Raw genomic sequence first — 22942 nt, 5'->3', positions numbered from 1 at the left:
TGGCGCCTTTTAAGCGACACTGACGTTCCCAAGAGTGCATCGTAACGGCATCAGTTCGGCGAATCCGGCCGTTCGAACGTGCCCACGCGGCCTGATACCGGCGGAAAATCACCACTGTTCGTCATTGCGAGCGTAGCGAAGCAATCCAGAGCGGTCCTGCGCGGCGCTGGATTGCTTCGCTACGCTCGCAATGACGAGCAGGCGGATTGTGGGCCTCGCGGTCTAGTCCACGCTATCCGGCAGCACCGGCTTCTTGTCCGGCGCGGCGGGCTGCACGAAGGTCGGCGGGGGCGATTTAGCCAGTGCGTCGAGCGCGATGCGCACGCCCGCTTCCAACTGCGGGTCACGCCCAAGCCGCATCTGCGCCGGATCCTGCACAACTTCCAGATCCGGCGGAATGCCGATGTTCTCGACTTCCCACTGCCCGCCTGTGCCATAGATTGCCCAGCGCGGCGCGGTGACCATGCCGCCGTCCATCAGCGACGGATAGCCGCCGATGCCGACCAGCCCGCCCCATGTGCGGGTGCCCACCAGCGTGCCCACGCCCGCCTTGCGGAACAGCCACGGCAGGGCATCCCCGCCAGAGCCTGACATCTCGTTGATGAGCATCACCTTCGGCCCGAAGATGGCCTGCGCCGGTTCGACCATCGGCTCTCCCTCGCGGGTTGAGTTGACCATCTGCGGGGTGCGCTTCAGCTGATCGACGATGTAATCGGCAATATCGCCGCCGTGGTTGAAGCGCTCGTCGATGATCATCCCCTGCTTGCCCACTTGCGCGAAGTAGTAGCGGTTGAAGTTCACGAAGCCGCCGCCCCCCGTATCGGGAAGGTAGACATAGCCGAGCTTCCCGCCCGAAAGCTTGTCGACCAGCTTGCGGTTGCCTTCCATCCAGCTGTGCAGCCGCAGCGGGATATCCCGCGCGATCGGCACCACCTTCACGTCGCGCGAACCCGTGCCATCGGCGTTCGGCCCCACCGTCAGGACCGTCTGCTTGCCGGCCAGCCCCTCGAAACCCTTGTAGACTTCGTTGGCCGGATCGACGGGGCGACCATTGATCGCGAGGAGATATTCGCCCGCCTTCACCTCCGCCCCCGGCTGCGCCAGCGGCGCCTGCAGGCCCGGGTTCCAGCTTTCGCCCTTGAGCACGGTGCGGAAGCGGTAGTGCCCGCCCACCTGTTCGAAATCGGCGCCGAGCAGGCCTGTCGAGACCGCGCCCTGCTTCGGCCCCTCGCCGCCGTTCACGAAGGTATGGCCAACGCCGATATGGCCTGTCATTTCCTCGAACAGCACGTTGAGTTCGCTGCGGCTGCCCAGCCCCGCAAGGAACGGTTCGTAGAGCTTCTCAGCCTTAGCCAGATCGAGCCCGTGCGCCTTGGGATCGTAGAGGAAGTCCCGCTCGATCCGCCAGACCTCTCGGTACATCTGCCGCCATTCGGCCATCGGATCGACGCTAATCGAAGCCGCGAACTTCACCGCCGCTGGCTTGTCACCATCCGAAGGCGCCCCGGTCGAGGCAAGGAAGCGCTGCCCGCGCTTGGCAAAGAGCAGTTTCTTGCCATCCGCCGAAATAGCAAGCGAACCAGCATCCGCGCCATCGACCAGCGTTGCCGACTTTCGCGCCTTGGTATCATAGCGCACGACCGCGACCGGCGTCGGCGCGTCGCTCTCGTCGATCAGGTCGTGGTCGGTCGCCACCACCGGCGCGGTGACGGCGAGAAGCGTCCCGGCTTCGGCGGCAAACAGCCCGACATAGTGCGCAACCGGCAGATCGAGCGCGACGATGCGCTGGTCGAGCCCGGCGAAATCGATCTGCACCGGCTTGGGCCCCGCAGCCGCATTGCTGTCCTTGCTGCCCTTGCCTTCAGCGGCCTTTGCCGGCTTGTCACCAGTCTTGGCATCCGCAGCAGCCTCCTCGTCGCTCTGCGGCGCGGTGGGCGCTGCCCCGTCCTTGCGCAGCACCGCCGCATAGACCGCACCATCGCTCGCACGCCCGAGGCTCGACATGTCTAGCCAGCCCGCGCCCAGCCCGCGGCTGGTATTGGCGATGAAGTAGAGCGCCTCGCCATTCGCATCGAAACGGGGCGAGACGGCATCGCTCATTCCGTCCGTCAGCGCCTGCGCGGTGCCGGTGGCGACCGTGTGGATCATCACGGTATGGAGGTGGTTGGTGCCCTGCACCGAATAGGCGATGTAACGGCTATCGGGCGACCACGCCGGATCGAAATTGAATTCCGGGCTGTCATAACGGTCGGTCGCGATCTTCGCGGGCTTCGGTGCCGCCGCCGTCAGATCGACCAGCCACAGGTTCAGACGCTTGTCGTGGAACACGATGCGCTTCGAATCCGGAGACCACAGCGGCGCATAGAAGTACGAACCCGGCGTGCCGAGATCGATCTTGCGCACGGCGCCGGTGCCGTCCGCCGCGCGGATATGGAGCGCGTATTCCCCGCTCTCGTCGCTGAAGTAGGCCACCGACTTGCCATCGGGCGAAGCCGCCGGATCGCGTTCGGCAATGCCCGGCGTCTGCGTCAGGTTGCGGGCATCGCCCTTGTCGGCGGGCACCGAGATGATCTCGCCGTGCGCCTCGACAACCATGCGCTTGCCCGATGGCGTCAGCGCTGCCGCCGCGATATCGCCCGCATCAAGGTCCTTGATGTGCGGGCGCAGCGAAGGCGCCTCCGCCCCGATCGTGATGGCCGGCCGCGAAACTGCGCCGGTGGCAAGATCATAGATCTCGATCTTGCCGAAATGGTCGATCACGATCCCGCCCGGTCCTGCCGCCGCAGACGCCATGTCGAACCCGCGATCGTTGCGGATGACCTGGCTCACCGTCCCGCTCTTCATCCCATAGCGATAGAGCGTGCGCGGCCCTTCGCGGTCCGACAGGAAGTAGACGTCGTCGCCCACAAACATCGGATTGCGATCGTTCGAATTCTCGCGCGGGATTTTGACGACCGAGCTGTCCTTGAGGTCCGCGATCCAGATCCGGTCGGTCTGTCCGCCGCGATACTGCTTCCACGCCGGCTGCCACTGATCGAACGGCGTATAGGCGATGCGGCTGCCATCCGCACTGAGCGAGCCCTCGTCGACCGAGGTGAGCGGCACCGGACTGGGATCACCGCCGCCGACAGGAACGAGATAAACGCGCTGCAGATCGCGCACCGTCTCGCGCGAGGAGCGGAACAGGATGCTCTTGCCATCGGCCGACCAGCCAAGAGCGACATCGGCCCCCGGATGCCAGGTCAACCGCCGCGGCACACCGCCTGCCGCCGGTACGACATAGACATCGCGATTGCCATCGAACCGCCCGGTAAACGCGATCATCGAGCCATCGGGCGAAAACACCGAGCGGCTGTTGTCGCCCTGCCCCGTAACCAGCACATGCGCGGTCCCGCCACTGCGCGGCACTGACCAGATCGCACCGGCATAGTCGAACGCGATCTCGGTGGCAGAAAGGCTGGGGTGCTGCAGCAGGCGCGGCGGTTCCCTCCCTTGCGCGGCAGGTGCCCCCACTATCGCGGCAAGCAGCGCTGTCGTGGCTAGCAGGGTGCGGCGCATGGGCAATCAACTCCGATCACGTTTTCACGAGCCGGGAGTGTTAACGCGGCCTGCGATGTTTACCTAATGCTTCGGCGACAAGAATTAAATCCGAAGCGGTGAGGCCCGGCACGCTCAATCCTCGAGCGGAACGCCCGGGAGCTGCTTTGCCGTGCGGATGGTCAGCGATGTCTTCACGCTCGCCACATTGGGCGCCGGCGTCAGCTTGCTGGTGAGGAATTCCTGGAAGCTCTGCAGATCGCGGCTGACGATCTTGAGAATGAAATCGATCTCGCCGTTGAGCATATGGCATTCGCGCACTTCGGGCAGCGTGCGCATGTGTTCCTCGAACTGGCGCAGCGATTCCTCGGCCTGGCTCTTCAGGCTGACAAGCGCGAACACGGTGATCGCAAAGCCCAGCTTCGAAGGGTCGAGCTCTGCATGATAGCCGCGGATCACGCCTGCTTCCTCGAGCGCACGCACCCGCCGCAGGCAAGGCGGCGCTGTCAGCCCGACACGCTGCGCAAGCTCGACATTCGTCACTCGCCCTTCATCCTGCAATTCGGCGAGCAGACGCCGATCGATCCCGTCGAGAGTTGCCATGTGCTCTGTCTATCCTGCGGTCGCTCGGATGGCCTGTGGTCGGATCGATTGGTTAACGAGGCCCCTTGTCATGCTGCCACAATAGCCTGCATGAAGGGAGCTGTCCGACCAATCTTGGTAACTTTCCACACCTTGTGGGGCTGCCATCGATAATTATGTTGTTTAATATCGCAATCGTCCCACAATGCAACGCAATCAACAGCCCCCTTCCCGTCCACCCGCATTTTGTTAGGGTCCCGGTAACCAGCGCGGGCGCGCATTTGCGCGTGCTGCGATGCTTGGAGAACGCATGATTGTCGACGATCGCCTCGAAACCGTGCTGCGCACCGTCGCGGCCGGACCGGGCGCGCTCGCCACGCAAATGCGCCAGTTGCTGGACCTGCTCGGCCGCACGCCTGCCGAACGCTGGACCGAACAGCACATCGCTGCGCTGAAGCGCCTCGATTCGCTGATCGCCGCGCTGGGTGAGCCATCGAGCGCAGCCCTTATCGCCGCATCAGCACTGCGTTCACCAATCCTTGTCGAGCATTTTGCCGAGGCCGGTCCCAAAGTGGCACTCGCTGCGATGACATCGGCACGCCTTGCAGAGCGCGACTGGCTTCGGCTTATTCCCGATCTTCCGGTGCAGGCGCGTGGTTTCCTGCGCCATCGCCGCGATCTTGGTCCCGTGGTGGAAAAGGTGCTCGCCCGGCTCGGCATCACCGATTTCGCGCTCCCGCTGCCGGCCGGCTTCGAGCAGCAACAGGAGCAGGAAACTGCGGCCCGTCGCCCCGAAGCGCACATCGTGTCGCTGCCGCAGATCGGCACGCCGTTGCCCGCTGGAGAAGCGCCACCCAACCCGGCAGGTGAAGGCATCGGCGCGATCATCGCGCGCATCGAAGCGTTCCGCCGCGCACGGGAGTTTCCCGCCGCCGCAACCGCAGCAGGAGGCAGCGCGCAAGGCGCAGGCCAGAGCCGGCTGCCCTTCGCGGATGAAACACCGCCAGCTCCGCCCACGATCACCGCGATCGATATCACGCTCGATGCGGATGGCACGGTGACGGCTGCTAGCATGGGCGGCAGCAGCATGGCCTTCGCCGCTGCATTTGTCGGGCTGCGCCCCTTCGCGGGCGATCCCGATGCCCCCGTCGTCTGCGATCCCGGCACGATCGGCGCGGCGCGGGCGCGCCTTCCGGTGATCGGCGGCCGGCTCGAACTCGAAGGCCCCGGTCCGGTTGAAGGGGCATGGCGCATCGATGCCGTCCCCGGCTTCGTGCCCGATACCGGTCATTTCCTCGGCTGGAACGCGCGCTTGCGCCGTCCGCCTGCCCCGCCCGTAGCGGCCACCCCGGGCGCCGCAGACGATGCCGCGAAACGCAGCACCGATCGCCTCCGCCAGATGCTGCATGAACTGCGCACGCCCATCAACGCGATCCAGGGCTTTGCCGAACTGATCCAGCAGCAGTTGCTCGGCCCCACCCCGCACCAATACCGCAGCCTTGCCGCCGGGATCGCGTCCGATGCGGCGCGCATGCTCGCGGGGTTCGAGGATGTGGAACGGCTCGCTCTGCTCGAAACCGCCCCCACCCAGGCCGACGCCACTGCTGAGGGCGAGACCGATCTGACCGCGCTGCTGACCCGCCTGATTGTCCAGCTCGATCCACTGCTCGCCCCGCGCGAAGTCGTGCTCGTCCACGATCTCCCGGATGGCCCACTGCCCGTCGCCATGTCGGCGGAAGAACTGGAACGCACACTCTGGCGCTTGCTCTCGCTTGTCGCGAGCAGCGCGACGCCGGGCGAGCGCTTGGAATTGTCGCTACGGGTCGGCGCAGGACCGAGGGGCTATGCCGTGCGCCTGAGGCTCCCGCTCCCCGCCTCGCTGCAGGCATCGGCTGACAGCGCGCCGATCATTTCCGACAGCCTCGCCAGTCCGGGCGGGATGCTGGGCAGTGCCTTCGCCTTGCGCTTGTGCGGAGCCGAACTTCGTGCGGGCGGCGGACTCATGGTGCGCGAAGAGGCAAATGTGGATGTAACTCTCCCGCTCTTGACCGCCGCACTTCGTACACCTAGCCAAAGGGAGTTAACCGGCGGTCAGACCGGTTAAGGGGACCTATTCGGGCGTGGCTCAGCCAAATATTCTCGATTTACCGGGTGCGAGGCAGCACGTGCGCTTCGCGGCGGGCTTCGGGCAGCGCTTCATCGTCACGGTCGATACGGAAGAGGAATTCGATTGGACGCAGCCGCTTGGCCGTACCGGTCACGGCCTCAGCCACGTCCCTCGGCTCGCCCGCTTCCAGCAGTTTTGCGAAGGGCTGGGCGTCGCCCCGGTCTACCTGATCGATTATCCGATCGCGACCGATCCGGCTGCGGTCGAAGCGCTGGGCGCGGCAGTTGCCGCAGGGCGCGCCGAGATCGGTGTCCAGCTGCATCCCTGGGTCAATCCGCCGCATGACGAGGACGTCAACATCTTCAACAGCTATGCCGGCAATCTCCCGCCGGAGCTTGAAGCGGCAAAGTTCAATACGTTGAGAGATGCTATCGAAAAGGCCTTCGGCAAGGCTCCGCTGATCTACCGGGCCGGGCGCTACGGCATCGGCCCCGCAAGCGCCGGGATCCTGTCGCGGGCCGGTCTTGCCATCGATACGTCCGTTCGCTCCCGCTTCGATTACAGCTCCACCGGCGGCCCCAATTTCCGCGATCACCCGGTCGCGCCGTGGTGGGTCGACAAGCCCGGCGGCCTCATGGAACTGCCGCTGACCACGGTATTCTGGGGCATGCTGCGCCAGCAGGGTCCGCTGCTCTATCCTTCGCTTTGGCGTATGCCCAAGCTGCGCGGCCTGCTGGCGCGCATGGCAATGCTCGAACGCATTCCGCTGACCCCGGAAGGCGTGAGCATCGAAGAAGCGATCAAAGGGATCGACATCGCGCTCGACGATGGCCTGCCGATCCTCGTGTTTTCCTTCCACAGCCCCTCGCTGCGCCCGGGGCTAACCCCCTATGTCCGCGACGAGGATGGACTCGATCAGCTCTACGATTGGTGGCGCGCGGTGTTCGCCTACCTCAAGCAGCGCCAGATCCGGCCTGCCAGCGTGGCTGACATAATGGCTGCGGTCCAGATCTGAGCCGCGCTTGCCATTCGTAATTCAGCGCACTAACCGTCGCGGCAAGGTGGGCCTGTAGCTCAGCGGTTAGAGCTGGCCGCTCATAACGGCTAGGTCGCGGGTTCGAATCCTGCCGGGCCCACCAACTTGCGCGCACCCGGCCATTGCGCCGGGCGCTCAGCGCAATCCGGTCAGCGCCGCCGCTGCGATTGCCGGGCTCTCGAGGCTCGCGACCGGCCATGCGCAGTAGTCTGCGGCATAGTAGGCGCTTGGCCGGTGGTTGCCGGAAATGCCCACACCGCCGAACGGAGCCGAGGATGCGGCGCCGTTGGTCGGCCGGTTCCAGTTGACCACGCCGGCGCGGCTGGCGGCCCAGAACCGGCGATAGAGCGCCTCGTCCCCGCCGATGAGGCTGGCGGCAAGGCCGAAACGTGTGGCGTTGGCGGCCTGCATCGCGGCGTCGAAGTGGTCGACACGGATCACCTGCAGCACAGGGCCAAAGATTTCCTCGTCGGGCACTGCAAGGCCGGTCACATCGATGATCGCAGGCGAAAGCAGCGGCGTGCCCTCGCGCAGGCGCTGCAGCGGGCGGATCACCTTGCCGCCCATCGCTACCAGCGCATCCCACGCCTTCTCGACGCGGGCCGCCGCATTCATGTCGACAACCGGCCCCATGAACGGCGCAGGCTCGTCAAACGGTCCGCCCGCGATGATCCGATCGGATATGGCCGCAACCGCATCGACCAGTGCGCCGCCATCCGGCCCCACGATCAGCCGCCGCGCACAGGTGCAGCGTTGGCCCGCTGAAAGGAACGCCGATTGCAGCACGAGCGAAGCTGCCGCATCCACCTCCGCATCGGCAATATCCCAAGCAATCAGCGGGTTGTTACCGCCCGTTTCGATTGCAAGAATACGGTCAGGCCGCGCGGCAAAGGCCTGGTGCAGCGCAAGGCCGGTGTTCGAGGAGCCAGTGAAGAGCAGCCCGTCGAGTTCCGGATGCGCCGCCAGCGCGCGGCCTGTATCGGCGCGGCCCTGCGTCACCATCAGCACACCTTCGGGAAGCCCGGCATCGACCCACAGGCCGGCCATAAACGCACCCGCAGCGGGGGTCAGTTCGGACGGCTTGAACACCACCGCGTTGCCCGCCAGCAGCGCCGGCACGATGTGCCCATTGGGCAGGTGCGCCGGGAAATTGTAGGGCCCAAGCACCGCCAGCACGCCATGCGGCTTGTGGCGCAGCGCCTGGGGCACACCCGCTGCCTCGCCGTGGCGTTCGCCCGCCCGCTCCGCCTGCGCCGTGATCGAAATGGCGACCTTTGCCGCGACTGTACCGACTTCGGTGCGCGCTTCCCACAACGGTTTGCCCGTCTCGCTTGCGATCACACGGGCAAATTCCTCGGCGTGGGCCTTGACCACCTCGGCGTAGCGTTCGGCAATGGCGATGCGTTCGGCCAGCGGACGAAGCGCCCAGGCCCCCTGCGCGGCACGGGCTGCGCTGACCGCCGCATCGACGTCCGCGTCCTCGCCCTGCCACAGCACAGCGCCGGTCATGGGGTCGGTGGAAGTCCAGGTGGTCATGCTCGCTCCTCTTGGCTCAGCGGGTCGGTATTACCCGCTAGCCAATTGGGCGCGCGCCACCCGAAGGTCAACCACCCGGCGTCAGTCCTCCTCGACCGCCGTGCTTGCGCTTTTGCCGCCAATCGCATGGCGGTGCACCCAGCGACCGTCGGCACTCTTTTCAAGCTCGATCCCGCAATACTTGCACGGCCCGACTTTCAGATGCCCTTCATACCGCACCGAACGCCGCGACGGCGAATGCCTACCCACCAGACAGCGCAACCGCTTCAGAAACTCCGCCATTCCTCGATCTGCTCCCAATCGCCCGCAAACTGGCCCCTCAGCGCAGCACGAGCCACCATGTCAGACCCATGTGCAAATACCTATGATCGAATTTGCCGGTATTCCGCCAATTTTCGATTGCGCCTTGCCGCACGGCCACCGCATGCTCTAGGGCGTGCGGCGTCGGGGAGTAGCGCAGCCTGGTAGCGCATCTGCTTTGGGAGCAGAGGGTCGCAGGTTCGAATCCTGTCTCCCCGACCACACATGCTCCGGAAAAACATCATTCTCGCGGTGCCACACTCCTGATTGTTCGCAGTCAGGTCTGCCGCCGTGCCCTCAATGCTTGATCGTGCCGCCGTCGCAGACCAGCGTCTGTCCTGTCATGAACCCGGCGCCTTCGCCTGCGAGGAACAGCACGGCATCGAGCACGTCCTGCGGCAGGGCGACCCGCGGGATCGCTTGCGAGGCGACCGTCTGGGCGACGACTTCGGGTGCCTGCGCCTCGACAACGGCAGTGCCTTCGGTACGGGTAAAGTTGGGCGCGATGCAGTTCGCCGTAATGCCAAAACGGCCGTATTCAGCGGCGATCGAGCGCGTCATGCCGATCACCGCGCCCTTGCTCGCGATGTAGTGGGCGAAGTTGGGCAAGCCCATGAAGAAAGTGTTCGAGACGATATTGATGACCCTGCCCCACCCGGCCTGCCGCATCGCGGGAAGCGCGCATTGGCAGGTGTTGAATACCGAAGTCAGGTTGGTTGCCATGACCCGGCTCCAATCCTCCGGAGAGATCGTTTCGAACGGCTGCATCGGATAGATGCCTGCGTTGTTCACCAGTATCTCGATCGGTCCCAGTGCTTCCTGCACTGTGCCGATCATCATCTCCACGCTGGCCCGGTCGCCCACGTCGCAGGCAATGCGGAGCAGATCGCTGCCCGCCTCAACCCCGGCGTAAGCGCGGTCGGCTCCGGCGACCCGGTAGCCGCGCCGCGCAAACTCGGCGGCAATCGCGGCTCCGATCCCCTGCCCGCTTCCCGTAACCAGGACGACCTTTCCCGCAGACCTTTCAGGCGAAGCCGGAAGCGCCACGGAGGCCGTCCTCAGAACCGGTAGCCCAGCCGCACGTACCAGTTGCGGCCATTGGCATAGTTGCGGCCCGCGTACTCGGGGACCGAGCCGAAGAAGCCGGTCACCCAGTAGGTCTTGTCGAACACGTTGTTGAGGCCTGCAGTCAGCGTCACGCGGTCCGCCATGGTCTTGAAGGTCACGCTGGTGTTGGCGACGGCATAGGCAGGCACGATCTCGGAATCGAGGTTGGCGACGCCGAGACCGTTGAACTGCTTGCCCACCCCGTCGACCGATCCGGTGAGCGAGAGGCTGCCCAGCTTGCCGATTGGCTGTTCATAGGTGAACCCGGCGCTGAAGCTGTAATCCGGCGCGGCCACCGGCTTCGCGCCCAGCCCCGGCGCAAAGCCATAGAAGTCCGGCGCGAAGATCGGATGGGTCGGGTCCGCTCGGGTGTACTTGGCATCGAGCAGGCCAAGGTTGCCGTAAATCTGCAAGGCACGGATCGGCGACCAGTTCACCTCAAGCTCGATGCCGTTGATCCGCTGGTCCGACAGCGCAACCGTCTGCGGCGAGATCAGGTCCGCGTGGTTCTTGAACTTGCTGCTGAAGGCGGTGAGGTTCGTGCGCAATGTGCGGCCAAACCATTCGGCCTTGATGCCCGCCTCGAAAGTCTTGACCGTCTCCGGCTCGAGGTAGTTCGAGGCCGGCCCCGGGCTCGTCGCGCGGTCGCCCTCGAGGTTCCCGGCCTTATAGCCTTCGGTGTAGGTTCCGTAGAGCAGGATGTCCGGCGTTGCCTGCCAGTTCAAACCGACGCGCGGGGTGAAGCGCGAGAAGTCCCGCGCCGGATTGACCGGGAAGCCGGGGTAGCGGGTCAGGTTGTCCTCGAAGCGGGAATCATAGCTGATCCGCTTCTTGTCCCAGGTTTGCCGCGCGCCGCCGATCAGCGAGAGGTTCTTCACCAGCTCCCAGCTCGCGTCAAAATAGATCGCATAGCTCTTCGAATCGAGATTGGTGTCTTGATACGAGCCGCCGAAGCGCTCGGTGTAGCCGGGGTACGCAACGGGCGAGAATTCGACCGGCACGCCGATGGTCGAGCCATACTGCAGCTGGTGCCACTGGTTGCTGAAGTAATAGAGCCCGGCGGTGTACTTGAACTTCTCTGCAATCGAGCCGGTCAGCTGGAACTCCTGGCTGAACTGCTTGTAGTCCTCATGCGTCTCGACCGTGCTGCCGATCGTCACGCCGAAAATCGTCGAGCGTGAGCTGCGTCCGCTCAGCTGCGTGACGTAGTCGCCGGTGTATTTCCGGTAGCCGGTGATCGACTTGAAGGTGCCGAGGCCGGTGTCGATGCTGCTTTTGAAGACGATGCCATAGCCATCATAATGCGAGCCCGGCCATTTGCGGAAACCGCCCTGCGCGGTCAGCGGCTCGAACGATCCGCGGTTGGGCCCATAAAGCGGGCGGAAGTTCGAGGTGCCGCTTTTCGAGAGGAGCTGCGCGAACGAGGTCGGATCATCCGGCACGATCGGCGTGGAAAGGTTGGTGCCGTCGTCCTGCTTGTAGCCATCGACGTTGAGTTCGAACTCGACACCTGAGGTCGGCTGCCACAGGCTCGAGAAGCGCGCGCCATAGTGCTTGGTGCGCGAAACGTCGTCGCTGAGAACCTTGTTGCTGTTGTCGACCAGCTTCATGAAGCCGTCGTTCTGGGTGAGATAGGCATCGAGCTTGATCGCAAGCTTGTCGGCAATCAGCGGCACCGAGACATAGCCCTTGATATCGCGCCGGTTGTTGCTGCCGGCAGCGCCAGTCAGCGAGGCCTGCACGCGGCCGAGGTCAGGCCGGCGCGGAATGAACTTGATCGCGCCGACTGTCGCGTTGCGGCCATAGAGCGTGCCCTGCGGCCCGCGCAGTACCTCGACCCGCTCGAAATCGATCTGGTCGATGTAGGCCGCCGCGGTCGATTGCAGGTAGATATCGTCGACAAACACGGCGACGGCGTTCTCTGCGTTCCAGTTGTTGTTCGCGCGGCCTGCACCGCGCAGGTAGAACTGCGGTGCCGAGAACGAGACGGTGTTTCGCGGCGCCTGGAAGTTGGGCACGACCGACGACATATCCATCACGCTCTGCACGTCGCGCCGCTGCAGTTGCGCGGCGGAAAGCGCGGAAATGGCGATCGGCACTTCCTGCAGCTTTTCCCGCCGCTTGCGCGCGGTGACGATGATTTCCTCGATCCCGCCCTGCGAGCTCTCCGCGCTGACCCCTGCGCCATTGGACGCGCCATCGGGCACCTGCTGGGCCATGGCAGGCACGGCTGGCACGAAGACCAGTCCGGCCACGGCAGCGCTGGCAAACAGAGGCCAATGGCGACGTTGCGACTTGGCGGTTGGATTGATCACGGCAGCGCTCTCCCTCGGTTGCTGTTCTCGATTCGGCATTCCTGATGGCGCAGGTGCAAGGGCGGCTCACCTTACTTTTGGATAGATTGCACCTTCGGACGAATTGCACTTCGAATTCCAGCTAGCCGCGCAGAGCCAGTCGAAGCGGGGCATTGCCTGCGCCGTGCTGATCCTGTCCGAAAGAAAGGTGGCTTTCGCACCGCCACAGCGTCTCATCGCCTCACAGGACGGCCCGATCCGGCTCACCGGTTTCCTCCGCCGCCGAAAACCTTTGAGGGAGATCGCTATGGAAGTCGCATTCTTCATTCCGCCGACCGTTGGTTCGCGGGAAGAACTGATGGAAGGCCTCGCGGGTCGCCGCACCGACCTTTACCAGCGCATGCTGAAGGACCTCACCGAGATCGCCCAGTTCATGGACGAATACGGCTACTTCGGCATGGGCTTCACCGAGCATCACCTTTCGGTCGAAGGCATGACGCTTTCGAACAGCCCCTCGATGCTCGGGCTCTATCTCGCCAACCAGACCAAGCACCTCAACTTCGGCGCGCTTGGCTATGTGCTGCCTGTCCATGATCCGCTGCGCGTCGCCGCCGAAGTCACGATGCTCGACCAGATGACGCAAGGCCGTGCCTTTGCCGGCTTTGCGCGCGGGGTGCAGACGCGCTGGATCAACACGATGGCGCAGCACCGCTACAGCCTTGCGGACAACATCACCGATCCCAAGCAGTACGACGATGATCGCAGGCGGCTGTTCTACGAACACCTCGAGATCATCCTCAAGGCGTGGGACAACGACACGTTCTCGCACAAGGGCGATTTCTGGACGATCCCGGCACCGAAAACGGCCTGGCCCGGCCAGCGCATGAGCCGCGAGATGGGTGGCCGAAGCCTTGATGCCGATGGCAACCTCGTCGAAGTCGGCGTTGCGCCCGCGATGTACAACCGCAAGCGCCCGATCATGTTCGAACCGTTCTCGGTCAGCCACAGTTCGATCGAGACCGCCGCATCCAACGGCCTCATCCCCATCGGCATCATGTGCGATCCCGAAATCGTCTCGCAGCAGATCGATGCCGCACAGCGCGGCTGGGAGAAGGCCGGTGTCAGCACGAAGCGCGGCGAGAAACTTGGCTTCGCGCGCTACATGATCGTCGGCGAAACCGACGAGGAAGCGATGGAGTTCGCCGAGCTCGCCATGTTCGAGTGGACCTATTTCTTCGCGCAGTTCGGATTCAACGCAGTGCTGGCAAAGCAGGGCGAGGACTGGCGGGACATCCCATCGACGATCCCCGAATTCATCAAGCGCGGCATCCTGTTCTGCGGCAGCCCCGATACCGTCAACCGCCAGCTCGAGGCGGCGCTCAAGACGATGCCGATCGAATATCTGTGGCTGTTCACGCCCAATGAACTGCTGCCGCAGAAGATGATGATGAAGCACCTCGATCTGATGACGCGCAAGGTGCTGCCCAACTTCACCGACAAGATCGGACCCAACATCCACCGCAAGGCGGCGGCCTGAGGGGAGCGGCGGGCATGGATTACGCAAGCCTTTGGGGCGATGTGCACCGCGCGGCGTTCGAGCAGGGTTATCTTGACGCCGGCGGAGTGCGGACCCGCTACATCCGCGCGGGCGATCGCTCGGCGCCCAAGCTGGTGTTCCTGCACGGAACGGGCGGCCATGCCGAAGCGTTCCTGCGCAATCTCGATGCCCATGCCGCACATTTCGATACGGTGCTGATCGACTATCTGGGCCACGGCTGGACCGACAAGCCGGACGTTGCCTACGAGATGCCGGACTACGCCGCGCATCTTGCCGCCACGCTCGATGCGCTGGGATTTGCCAGTGCATCGATCTGCGGGGAATCGATGGGCGGCTGGATCGCCGCATGGTTCGCGATCCATCATCCGGACCGGGTCGAGCGGCTCGTGCTCAACACGATGGGCGGCGCAACGATGAACTCGGCGGTGATGCAGACGGTCTATGACAAGACGCTTGCCGCCGTGGAGGAACCCGAGACACTCACCCGCCCCCGCCTCGAATGGCTGATGGCCGATCCCTCGGTGGTGACCGACGATCTCGTCGCCTGCCGCACCCGCATCTATGCCCAGCCGGGCATGAAGGAGACGATGCGCCGCATTCTCTGCCTGCAGCAGGAAGAACCGCGCCGCCGCAACCTGATGACGCCCGCGAACATGGGCCTGATAAAGGCCCCAACGCTGGTGATCTGGACAAGCAAGGATCCCACCGCCTCGGTCGAAACGGGGCGCGAGATTGCGAGCTGGATTCCCGGCTCCGAATTTGCCGTGATGCAGAACTGCGGCCACTGGCCCCAGTACGAAAAGCCCGAGGAATACAACGCGCTCTCGCTGGGCTTTCTGCTCGGCGGACGCAGCGAGGGCGCCGGCTGATGCCCGCACAGCTGATCTGCATGAGCCATGGCGGGCTGATGAACTTTCCCGATCTGCTGAGCGAGGACGAGGACGGCGACGTCTCCACCGCGATGGATGCGGCGCGTCAGGCCGTCGCGGACTTTGCGCCCGATCTCGTCATCAAGTTCGGCAATGATCACAACAGCGGCTTCTCGCTGCGACTGATGCCGGCCTTCCTCATCGCGCTGCGCGCGCGCACGCTGGGTGATTTCGGCACGACCGCAAAGCCGCTCAGCGTGCGCGAGGATATTGCCCGCGCACTTGTCAGCCACCTGCACGAGGCCGGGGTCGATATCGCGACCTCCTACGATGCGCTGTTCGATCATGGCATCGTGATGGCGCTGGACAAGTTGTTCGACGACGCGGCAACGGTTCCGGTAATCCCTGTCTTCACCAACTGCGGCGGCGATCTGCGCCCCCCGCTCAAGCGCTCGGAGGCGCTGGGGCGGGCGATCGGCGCGTATCTGCGCGACGAGCGGCCAGACCTCAAGGTGCTGTTCCTCGGCTCCGGCGGCCTCTCGCACGATCCGCCTCTGCCCACCTTCGTCACCGCCCCGCCGGAGGTGCAGCGCCGGATGATCGAGGGCACCAACTGGAGCGAGGAAGCGCTGGCCCAGCGCACGGCCAATGTGATTGCAGCCGGGCGTGAGCATGGCCGCGGCGAAGGGCCGCTCCAGTCGCTCAATCCGGCTTGGGATGGCTGGCTGCTCGATCGGTTTGCTTCCGGCGATCTTTCAGCGGTGACCGCGCAAAGCGATGCAGAAGTGATCGCGATGGGCGGACGTGGCGGCAGCGAGATCCGCAACTGGATCGCCGCCTGCGCCGCGCTCGATGAATACACGCGTGGGGCCACCCGCATCGAGCGACGCTATTACCGCGCATTGCCCAGCTGGATCACCGGGTTCGGGCTGATCCATGCCAGCGAACGCGCAACCGTATCGGCATGACGCCGCATCTCCCGCACACCGCGTTCCTGATCTATCGTTCGCAGCTTATGCCCGTTGTCCTCACACCCCTCGGAAGCCCCGAATGAGCGAGCGCGTCGATTGCGTGGTGATCGGTGCGGGCGTGGTCGGCCTCGCCTGCGCGGCTGCACTGGCCGCTGCGGGCCGAGAAGTGCTGGTGCTCGAAAAGGCCGCGCTCATCGGCAGCGAGACCAGCAGCCGCAATTCCGAAGTCATCCACGCGGGCATCTATTATCCGCCCGGCTCGCTCAAAGCCCGGCTCTGCCGTGCGGGCAAGGCACGGCTCTATGCCTATTGCGCCGCGCGCGGCGTGCCGCATCGGCAACTCGGCAAGATCATCGTCGCGGCGAGCGCTGCGCAGGAGGACCGGCTTGCCGCGATCCGTGCCAATGCCGCTGCGAACGAGGTGACCGATCTCGAATGGCTTTCCGCAGCTGACATCGCCCGGCTCGAACCTGAAGTGCGCGGCCACCGGGCCCTGTTCTCGCCCTCGACCGGCATCGTCGACAGCCATGCGCTGATGCTCGCGCTGGAAGGTGACCTCGGCACGAATGGCGGCATGGTCGTCCTGGGTGCGGAGGTGGATGGTGGGCGCTGCGAAGCCGATGGCATCCACCTTGCCATCGGCGGTGCCGAACCGATGGACCTTGTCGCACGGACGGTCATCAACTGCGCCGGCCTCCATGCTCCGGCCCTCGCCGCGCGGCTCAGCGGCTTGCCGTCCCAACACGTGCCGCAGGCCTTCTACGCCAAGGGACACTACTTCCGCCTCAGCGGCCGCGCGCCCTTTGTGCATCTGGTCTACCCGGTGCCCGAGGCGGGCGGCCTTGGCATCCACCTTACCCTTGACCTGGGCGGGCAAGCCAAGTTCGGCCCCGATGTCATGTGGATAGACGCGCCCGACTACAGCTTCGATGCGAGCCGGCTGGAGCGCTTCGTCGCCGCCATCCGCACCTATTACCCCGGCCTCGATGCCGAAAAGCTGCACCCGGACTATACCGGCATCCGCCCCAAGATTGTCGGTCCCGGCGTGCCCGATGCCGATTTCCGCATCGAGGACGTGCGCGTCCACGGCGTCCCCGGGCTCGTGAACCTTTTCGGCATCGAATCCCCGGGGCTCACCGCATCGCTCGCCATTGCAGACCTAGTCGCAGGCCTCGTTACGCGTTGAAGGCAAGCTTGAAGCCGGGCCGCGCCCAGCGTGTCCTGACCAGCTGGCCAGCGCCCGAAAGCGTGATCCATGCCGTCTGCATGTCATCGCCGCCAAAGGCGATGTTGGTCGTCGCGGGATCGCCCGTTTCCACCAGTTCAACCGATTGGCCATCCGGCGAAATTACCCGGACGCCCCCGGTCGCCAGCGCGGCCACGCAGACATTGCCGTTCGCTTCCACCGCCATCGAATCATAGAGTTCGAAGCCCGGCGCACCATAGAGCAGCGCCTCGGGATTGAGCAGTCCGGCCGGCACCTCGACCACGCCGGGCGCGGTCACCTTGTAGCGCCACACCCGCCCGGCCATCGTTTCCGAGACATAGAGCGTGCCGCCATCGGGCGATAGGCCGATGCCGTTGGCGTGGCTGGTGGGATAGACCTGCTCGGAAATGAACGAGCCATCGCACCGCGCGTAGTAGACCGCGCCGACATCCTCGTGGCGGGGATACCGCTTGCCGTTGTCGGTGAACCAGAACCCGCCGTGCTCATCGAACACGATGTCGTTCGGCCCCTTGAGCGGCTCACCGTTGCAATGCGTGTAGAGCGTCTCGACGGCGCCAGTTGCCAGATCGACGCGCTGGATGCTGCCGCCGGTGTAGTCCTGCGGTGTCAGCCCCGGCAGCAGCGCCCCGTTCACTTCGTGCCACTCGAAGCCGCCGTTGTTGCAGACATAAACCTTGCCGTCCGGCCCGATTGCCGCGCCATTGGGGCCGCCGCCGGTCTCTGCCACGACCTCGACCTTGCCGTCCGGCGTCGCCCGGCTCAGCGTGCCGCGCGCGATCTCCACGAACAGCACGCTGCCATCGGCCATGACGATCGGCCCTTCGGGAAACATCAGGCCACTGGCGATCACCTCAAAGTCCGTCATGCTCTCCTCCCCCATCGGTTGAAGCACCGCGCTACGACACGCCTTGGCCCAATCCACCCGCTGAAAGTTAGGTGCCCGCCTGCGAACCTGCGCTAGATTTGCGCGGAGTGGGCATTGGGAGAGGCCGGCATGGGCGAGCAGCTGAAGAACAAGGTCGTGATCGTGACAGGCGCAGGCAGCGGGATCGGCCTTGCCGCCGCGCAGCACTTTGCCGCCGAGGGCGCGAAAGTCGTCGCAGCGGGCCGCACCCTCGCTTCTGTAGAGCAGGTCGCGCACGAGGTCGGCGCGGCAGGCGGCACCTGCATTCCCTGCCGCGTCGATGTCGCTACGGGCGCCGACTGCGAAGCCATGGTGGCGCTGGCGGTTGCAGAGTTCGGGCGGCTTGATGGCGCCTTCAACAACGCCGGGGTCGATGGCCCGCTTGTGCCCGCCGCAGACTATCCGGAGGATGCGTTCGACGCGGTCATCGCTGCCAATCTCAAGGGTGTGTGGAACTGCATGCGCTTCCAGATCCCCGCTATGCTGGCGGGCGGCGGCGGCGCCATCGTTAACAATGCGTCCAGCCTTGCCGAACTGGGTCAGTACAACATGGTCGCCTATTGCGGCGCCAAGGCAGGCGTGCTCGGCCTGACGCGCGGGGCCGCGCTTGATTACGGCGCGCGGGGCATCCGGGTGAACGCGCTTTCCCCCGGCGTGATTGAAACTCCGATGATGACCAGCCAGATGGCCGCCTTCGATGGCCTGCGCGAGATGCTGCTGGCCCGCCATCCGATCGGACGGCTCGGCGCCCCCATCGAACTCGCCAAGGCCGCCGCGTGGATGCTCTCCGATGAGGCGAGCTTCATGCTGGGCGCCAACATGTCCGTCGATGGCGGCTACTCGGCCATCTGAAGCCTCCAGCCCTGCAGGAGTTCTGCGTGAATCATCCCGCCCTGTTCACCCCCGTAACGCTCGGCACGCACCAGTTGCCGAGCCGCATCGTCATGGCCCCGATGACCCGGCTGCGCGCGCCAGACGCCATGCCCAATGCCGTGATGGCCGAATACTACGCGCAGCGCGCGGGTGCGGGCCTCATCGTGACCGAATGCGTGATGATCTCGGATACGAGCGCGGCCTACATGGGGGCCCCAGGTCTCTACGCCGATCGCTTCATCGATGGCTGGAAAGGCGTGACCGATGCCGTCCATGCGCGCGGTGGCAGGATCTTTGCCCAGCTCTGGCATTCGGGCCGCGTCGCCCATGTCTCGCTGATGCCGGATGGACAGGCCCCGTTGGCGCCCAGCGCGATTGCCGGCGTCGGCGAACTGCACACCCCCGCTGGCAAGCAGCCGCTCTCCATGCCGCGCGAGCTTGCGATAGAGGAAGTCGCCGGGCTCGCCCGCGCGTTCGGCAAGGCAGCCGACCGCGCGCGCCGTGCCGGGTTCGATGGGGTCGAGATCCACGGAGCATTCGGCTACCTCGTCGATCAGTTCCTGCGCGATGGCAGCAACCAGCGCGCCGATGCCTATGGCGGCCCTGCCCGCCATCGCGCACGCTTCCTGCTCGAAGTCGTCGCCGCCGCGCAGCAGGCCTTCGGCCCTGATGTCGGGGTAAAGCTCTCTCCCGCCAGCCGCGCCCACGGCATGACCGACAGCCGCTCGGCCGAAACCTTCGCCGAAGTGCTTGGGCTGCTTGGCGATGCCGATCTTGCCTACCTCCACATGATGGAGCCGTTGGCCGGCGACGATCAGCCCGACTTGCTGCTCGCCAGCCCCTCAGCCTTTGCGCGCAGGCACTATGTCGGCACGCTGATCGCCAACGGCGGTTTTTCGGGCGAAACGGCAGCACACCTCATCGAGCAGGGCGGCGCCGATCTCGTCTCATTCGGCCAGCCGTTCATCGCCAACCCTGATTTTCCGGCCCGCCTGCAGACCGGCGCTTCGCTCGCCATGCCCGATTACGGCAGTGTCTACGGCATTCCCGGCCAGCCGCTCGAAAAAGGCTACACCGACTATCTGGAGGCCGCAGCAGGCTAGCGGATCAGGCCCAGTTGGCGCGCCTTGAAGGTGGCCTCGGAGCGACGATTGACCCCCAGCTTGGCGTAGATCTGCTGGAGATACCACTTCACGGTACCCAGCGTCAGGCCGGTCTCCTCCGCGATCTGGCTGTTCATCATGCCCATCGAGATCATCAGCAGCAGTTCGGATTCGCGGTCGTTCAGCGAATCGTACTGCCCACCGAGTTCATCGATATCGACCGCCGGAATGCTCGGCGCACTGTTGCCGCTCATCAGTTGCTGCAACTGGGAGAGGTAGGGCACGATTTCGCTGTCCGCCCCTCCTGCCGTCAGCCGCATCTGCTGCAATTGCGCGCGGACCGCCTCGTTGCTGTCGAGGAACGTTCGTCTGAGGCCGCCCTTGGCACCGAATTGCAAGGCTGTCCGCAAGGTGCGGTGCGCGGACTTTGGCTCACCCATCACGATCTGGACTTGCGCAAGGAGGATGCCGAACCGCGCGCCGAGCCGGATGCACCCGCGATCCGCCAGAAAGCGCAGCCACCGCCCGAGCAGCGATTCCGCCGCCGAAAGGTTGTTCTCGATCTGGGCCACGATCGCTGCGGCAAAGGCGCGGGCCGCTGCCGCCGTCGTCATGTTGCGCGCCGGTGCGAAGCGTTCGATGTCGCCGGTCAGGTTGTTCAGCGCCCCGATCCGGCGCACATCGGCAACCTCGCCCGCCGAAGCGAGCAATTGGATGCGCTGCGCGACCAGAAACGCGCTGAGCCGGTCAAAGTCGCGCGCGACGCCGATTTCCTCGCCCTCATCAAGCACGCGCAGCGCAGCGCCGACCGAGTCCAGCGCGGCGATGCGCACCCGCGTCTGGTATCCCGCAACGAGCTGGTCGACGAGCCCGGTCTGCCCGGCAAGCGGCAGGAACTCGTCGGTGAGCGCCCGTGCCGCTTCGACATCGTCGCTTTCATAGAGCACCTCGGAAAGGTGCAGCGCCGGCATAGCCGTGGTTGGATTGGTCCGTCCGACAATCTCGAGCGCGGTATCGAACGCCCCCTGGAAGATGCTGCGCGAACGCTCCAGATTGCCGACCTGGAGATAGCCCGCACCGATAATGCAATCATGCCAGATGGAACCCCAGCGGTTGCCATAATCGACGAACACCGCCCGCGCCCGGCTCGCAGCCGCCAGCGAGCGGCAATCGAACTGCTCGCGCTGCGCGTAGATCAGCGAGGTCTGCGTCACCGCATCGTCGAAGGCGGTGTAGTTGCCTTCCATCTCTAGCCACTGCCGGGCCAGCGCCTCGGCAGGCACCATCTCGTCGCGCAGGATCGCCAACTGCATCTCGCAGTAGACCTGCTTGCGCAGCACTTCATCGACATCAAGCCCGGCAGCCCGCCATTTCGCCATGCGCGTGCCGTTCATGAGGTTCGCACGGACGCTTTGCAGGATGCGGCGGGCCTCGCTGAAGTGCCACGAGAGCGTCAGCGAGTAGACCTGATCGAGTTGCAGCGCGGGATAGTTGTCGAGCAATTCCTGCGGCAGGCTGGAACCATAGCGCACCAGCGTCGCCCCGCGCCCGGATTCGACCAGCGCGCGCGAAACCCGCGCGAGGATACTCGCGGCAATCTCGGGGTTCTCGGTGGCGAAGGCATGGCGCGCCGCGCGGCCCGGAAAGCCCTTCTGCTCGAACCATTCTGCTGCCGCGCGGTGCAGTTCGGCCTCGCGCCCCGGCGCGGCGCGTGCGCCGATCGTCATCATCGCATCGCTGAACAGGCGGTGGAAACGAAACCAGCCGGACTGGCCCACCCGGCTGATGAAGAGCTGACGCGCCTCAAGCTCGTCGATCATGCGCATGCTATCGCCGCGTGCCAGCACCGCGTCGCACAGTTCGGCGGAGAACTCCCCGATGATCGCCATGTCGCGAACGAAGTCGGCAATGTCAGTCGGCAAGCGCGCCAGCACTTCGTCGCGCAGGAACTCCTCGACACCGAGGCTGGTTGCGGAGGTCATCTGCGGCAGGCGTACCCGCTGGTCCTGCCGGAACGACAGTGCCGCGAGCTTGAGCCCGACGACCCAGCCCTCCGTCCGTTCGTAGACCTGATCGACGAACGCCTCGTCGAACGGCTCGCTGGAAGTCTGCATCAGGAAGCGGCGCACCTCCTCGCGGTCGAACTGGAAATCCCGCGCGGAAAGCTCGGCACTCTCACCCAGCGCCCTGAGTTTGGTTAGGCGAATGCTCGGCTTGCTGCGCGAACTGATGACGAGGTGGAGGCAGCAGCTGCCCGAATTGGCGAGCAGGCTGATGACCTGCAGCACGTCGGGATGCGAGACTTCATGCAGATCGTCGATAATCAGCACGACCGGCTGGCCCGTCGCCTCGATCGCATTGATGATCGCGGTGGAGGTGATGCGCAGGTCCACGTCCATCCGGTGCTCGATCACACCGTGCAGCGCGCCGCGCAGTTCCGGGATGTTATGATCGATCGTGGCGACGAGATGATGCGCGAACATGCCCGGATCGTTGTCGAGATCGTCGACCGTGAGCCATGCCGCCGCGATCCCGCGCTCGCGCAGCTTGAGGTACCATTCGCCAAGCGCCGTCGATTTGCCGTAACCCGCCGGTGCCGTCACCACCGTCAGGGTAACGTCCAGCGCCCGCTCGAACTTGGCCACCAGAGGCTGGCGGGCAATGATATCGCTCAGCCGCAGGCGGGGCGGTGCGATGCGGGTCGCGAGCAAGGCGCTCGGGCCGCTCCAGGCAGGCGCGCCTCCGCGCTGCTTTGCCGGATTCTGCGATCTGGCCAAGGCCGTCATTTCCCCCGTGGACCGCATGTTTCTGCAGCCTCCATCTAGCCGAGTATACGTGCCCGGCCGGTTTGTTGTCAGCACTCATTACCGAGAGGAGGCGCAGCCGTTGCCAGCCGAAAGTAAGGTGAGGCCCGGGCAGGCAGAGTTTTGTCATTGG

The 22942-nt window shown here is 65.2% G+C and carries 16 protein-coding genes and 2 tRNA genes; 10 read left to right on the top strand and 8 right to left on the bottom strand.

Annotated elements, in window-relative coordinates; genetic code table 11:
- Nucleotides 1-222 precede the first annotated feature (222 nt).
- Nucleotides 223-3558, bottom strand: a complete 3336-nt coding sequence (locus tag NSE01_RS17500; RefSeq protein ID WP_147160941.1) for a S41 family peptidase — start codon at nucleotides 3556-3558, stop codon at nucleotides 223-225.
- A 114-nt stretch (nucleotides 3559-3672) separates the two neighbouring features.
- Nucleotides 3673-4140, bottom strand: a complete 468-nt coding sequence (locus NSE01_RS17495; protein ID WP_147160940.1) for an Lrp/AsnC family transcriptional regulator — start codon at nucleotides 4138-4140, stop codon at nucleotides 3673-3675.
- Nucleotides 4141-4429: 289 nt separating this feature from the next.
- Between NSE01_RS17495 and NSE01_RS17490 the strand changes: the two genes are divergently transcribed.
- The 3 genes from NSE01_RS17490 to NSE01_RS17480 all read left to right on the top strand — a co-directional run bounded on the left by NSE01_RS17490 (nucleotide 4430) and on the right by NSE01_RS17480 (nucleotide 7365).
- Nucleotides 4430-6223, top strand: a complete 1794-nt coding sequence (locus NSE01_RS17490; protein ID WP_170233890.1) for a histidine kinase dimerization/phospho-acceptor domain-containing protein — start codon at nucleotides 4430-4432, stop codon at nucleotides 6221-6223.
- A gap of 16 nt (nucleotides 6224-6239) precedes the next feature.
- Nucleotides 6240-7241 (top strand): polysaccharide deacetylase family protein, encoded by a 1002-nt coding sequence (locus NSE01_RS17485; protein WP_147160938.1) that lies wholly within the window; start codon nucleotides 6240-6242, stop codon nucleotides 7239-7241.
- A 48-nt stretch (nucleotides 7242-7289) separates the two neighbouring features.
- Nucleotides 7290-7365, top strand: a tRNA-Ile gene (locus tag NSE01_RS17480).
- A gap of 32 nt (nucleotides 7366-7397) precedes the next feature.
- On the opposite strand, the gene astD is transcribed toward NSE01_RS17480, so the two are convergent.
- The gene (astD, locus tag NSE01_RS17475) at nucleotides 7398-8798 is read right to left on the bottom strand and encodes a succinylglutamate-semialdehyde dehydrogenase (protein ID WP_147160937.1); all 1401 of its coding nucleotides are present in this window, start codon (nucleotides 8796-8798) and stop codon (nucleotides 7398-7400) included.
- A gap of 81 nt (nucleotides 8799-8879) precedes the next feature.
- Complete coding sequence (locus tag NSE01_RS17470) at nucleotides 8880-9080, bottom strand: hypothetical protein (RefSeq protein ID WP_147160936.1); 201 nt, start codon at nucleotides 9078-9080, stop codon at nucleotides 8880-8882.
- A gap of 163 nt (nucleotides 9081-9243) precedes the next feature.
- Here NSE01_RS17470 and NSE01_RS17465 point away from each other — a divergent pair.
- Nucleotides 9244-9320: transfer RNA gene (locus tag NSE01_RS17465), tRNA-Pro, on the top strand.
- 75 nt (nucleotides 9321-9395) lie between these two features.
- On the opposite strand, the gene NSE01_RS17460 is transcribed toward NSE01_RS17465, so the two are convergent.
- Complete coding sequence (locus NSE01_RS17460; protein WP_170233889.1) at nucleotides 9396-10145, bottom strand: SDR family NAD(P)-dependent oxidoreductase; 750 nt, start codon at nucleotides 10143-10145, stop codon at nucleotides 9396-9398.
- 11 nt (nucleotides 10146-10156) lie between these two features.
- Complete coding sequence (locus NSE01_RS17455) at nucleotides 10157-12520, bottom strand: TonB-dependent receptor (RefSeq protein WP_170233888.1); 2364 nt, start codon at nucleotides 12518-12520, stop codon at nucleotides 10157-10159.
- A gap of 286 nt (nucleotides 12521-12806) precedes the next feature.
- Between NSE01_RS17455 and NSE01_RS17450 the strand changes: the two genes are divergently transcribed.
- The 4 genes from NSE01_RS17450 to NSE01_RS17435 all read left to right on the top strand — a co-directional run bounded on the left by NSE01_RS17450 (nucleotide 12807) and on the right by NSE01_RS17435 (nucleotide 17083).
- Complete coding sequence (locus NSE01_RS17450; protein ID WP_147160933.1) at nucleotides 12807-14036, top strand: LLM class flavin-dependent oxidoreductase; 1230 nt, start codon at nucleotides 12807-12809, stop codon at nucleotides 14034-14036.
- 14 nt (nucleotides 14037-14050) lie between these two features.
- Nucleotides 14051-14926, top strand: a complete 876-nt coding sequence (locus NSE01_RS17445; protein ID WP_147160932.1) for an alpha/beta fold hydrolase — start codon at nucleotides 14051-14053, stop codon at nucleotides 14924-14926.
- The gene (locus NSE01_RS17440; protein WP_147160931.1) at nucleotides 14926-15894 is read left to right on the top strand and encodes a 3-carboxyethylcatechol 2,3-dioxygenase; all 969 of its coding nucleotides are present in this window, start codon (nucleotides 14926-14928) and stop codon (nucleotides 15892-15894) included. The genes NSE01_RS17445 and NSE01_RS17440 overlap by 1 nt, the downstream gene beginning before the upstream one ends.
- Nucleotides 15895-15976: 82 nt before the next feature.
- Nucleotides 15977-17083 carry an NAD(P)/FAD-dependent oxidoreductase gene (locus NSE01_RS17435; RefSeq protein WP_147160930.1) on the top strand — a complete coding sequence of 369 codons (1107 nt, stop codon included), beginning with the start codon at nucleotides 15977-15979 and terminating at the stop codon, nucleotides 17081-17083.
- Here the strand turns inward: NSE01_RS17435 and NSE01_RS17430 are convergent.
- Entirely contained in the window at nucleotides 17073-17990 is a 918-nt protein-coding gene (locus tag NSE01_RS17430; protein ID WP_147160929.1) for an SMP-30/gluconolactonase/LRE family protein, read from the bottom strand. The two genes, NSE01_RS17435 and NSE01_RS17430, sit on opposite strands and share 11 nt — an antisense overlap.
- A 129-nt stretch (nucleotides 17991-18119) precedes the next feature.
- Here NSE01_RS17430 and NSE01_RS17425 point away from each other — a divergent pair, with 129 nt between their 5' ends.
- On the top strand, nucleotides 18120-18881 hold the full coding sequence (locus NSE01_RS17425; protein WP_147160928.1) for an SDR family NAD(P)-dependent oxidoreductase: 762 nt from the start codon (nucleotides 18120-18122) through the stop codon (nucleotides 18879-18881).
- Between the two features lie 26 nt (nucleotides 18882-18907).
- Nucleotides 18908-20005: an alkene reductase gene (locus tag NSE01_RS17420; protein WP_147160927.1), complete on the top strand. Its 1098-nt coding sequence runs from the start codon at nucleotides 18908-18910 to the stop codon at nucleotides 20003-20005.
- Here NSE01_RS17420 and NSE01_RS17415 read toward each other — a convergent pair.
- Nucleotides 20002-22782 carry a helix-turn-helix transcriptional regulator gene (locus NSE01_RS17415; RefSeq protein ID WP_170233887.1) on the bottom strand — a complete coding sequence of 927 codons (2781 nt, stop codon included), beginning with the start codon at nucleotides 22780-22782 and terminating at the stop codon, nucleotides 20002-20004. The genes NSE01_RS17420 and NSE01_RS17415 overlap by 4 nt on opposite strands.
- Nucleotides 22783-22942: the final 160 nt, after the last annotated feature.

Source organism: Novosphingobium sediminis, from assembly GCF_007991615.1.
Taxonomy (GTDB): domain Bacteria; phylum Pseudomonadota; class Alphaproteobacteria; order Sphingomonadales; family Sphingomonadaceae; genus Novosphingobium; species Novosphingobium sediminis.
This window is presented reverse-complemented; position numbering and strand designations above follow the sequence as displayed.

What these genes read in the sequence shown, in the direction of transcription:
- NSE01_RS17470 (WP_147160936.1), bottom strand. Translation starts at nt 9,080, where the DNA reads ATGGCGGAGTTTCTGAAGCGGTTGCGCTGTCTGGTGGGTAGGCATTCG.
- NSE01_RS17440 (WP_147160931.1), top strand. Translation starts at nt 14,926, where the DNA reads ATGCCCGCACAGCTGATCTGCATGAGCCATGGCGGGCTGATGAACTTT.
- NSE01_RS17450 (WP_147160933.1), top strand. Translation starts at nt 12,807, where the DNA reads ATGGAAGTCGCATTCTTCATTCCGCCGACCGTTGGTTCGCGGGAAGAA.
- NSE01_RS17425 (WP_147160928.1), top strand. Translation starts at nt 18,120, where the DNA reads ATGGGCGAGCAGCTGAAGAACAAGGTCGTGATCGTGACAGGCGCAGGC.
- NSE01_RS17490 (WP_170233890.1), top strand. Translation starts at nt 4,430, where the DNA reads ATGATTGTCGACGATCGCCTCGAAACCGTGCTGCGCACCGTCGCGGCC.
- NSE01_RS17430 (WP_147160929.1), bottom strand. Translation starts at nt 17,990, where the DNA reads ATGACGGACTTTGAGGTGATCGCCAGTGGCCTGATGTTTCCCGAAGGG.
- NSE01_RS17445 (WP_147160932.1), top strand. Translation starts at nt 14,051, where the DNA reads ATGGATTACGCAAGCCTTTGGGGCGATGTGCACCGCGCGGCGTTCGAG.
- astD (WP_147160937.1), bottom strand. Translation starts at nt 8,798, where the DNA reads ATGACCACCTGGACTTCCACCGACCCCATGACCGGCGCTGTGCTGTGG.
- NSE01_RS17435 (WP_147160930.1), top strand. Translation starts at nt 15,977, where the DNA reads ATGAGCGAGCGCGTCGATTGCGTGGTGATCGGTGCGGGCGTGGTCGGC.
- NSE01_RS17500 (WP_147160941.1), bottom strand. Translation starts at nt 3,558, where the DNA reads ATGCGCCGCACCCTGCTAGCCACGACAGCGCTGCTTGCCGCGATAGTG.
- NSE01_RS17495 (WP_147160940.1), bottom strand. Translation starts at nt 4,140, where the DNA reads ATGGCAACTCTCGACGGGATCGATCGGCGTCTGCTCGCCGAATTGCAG.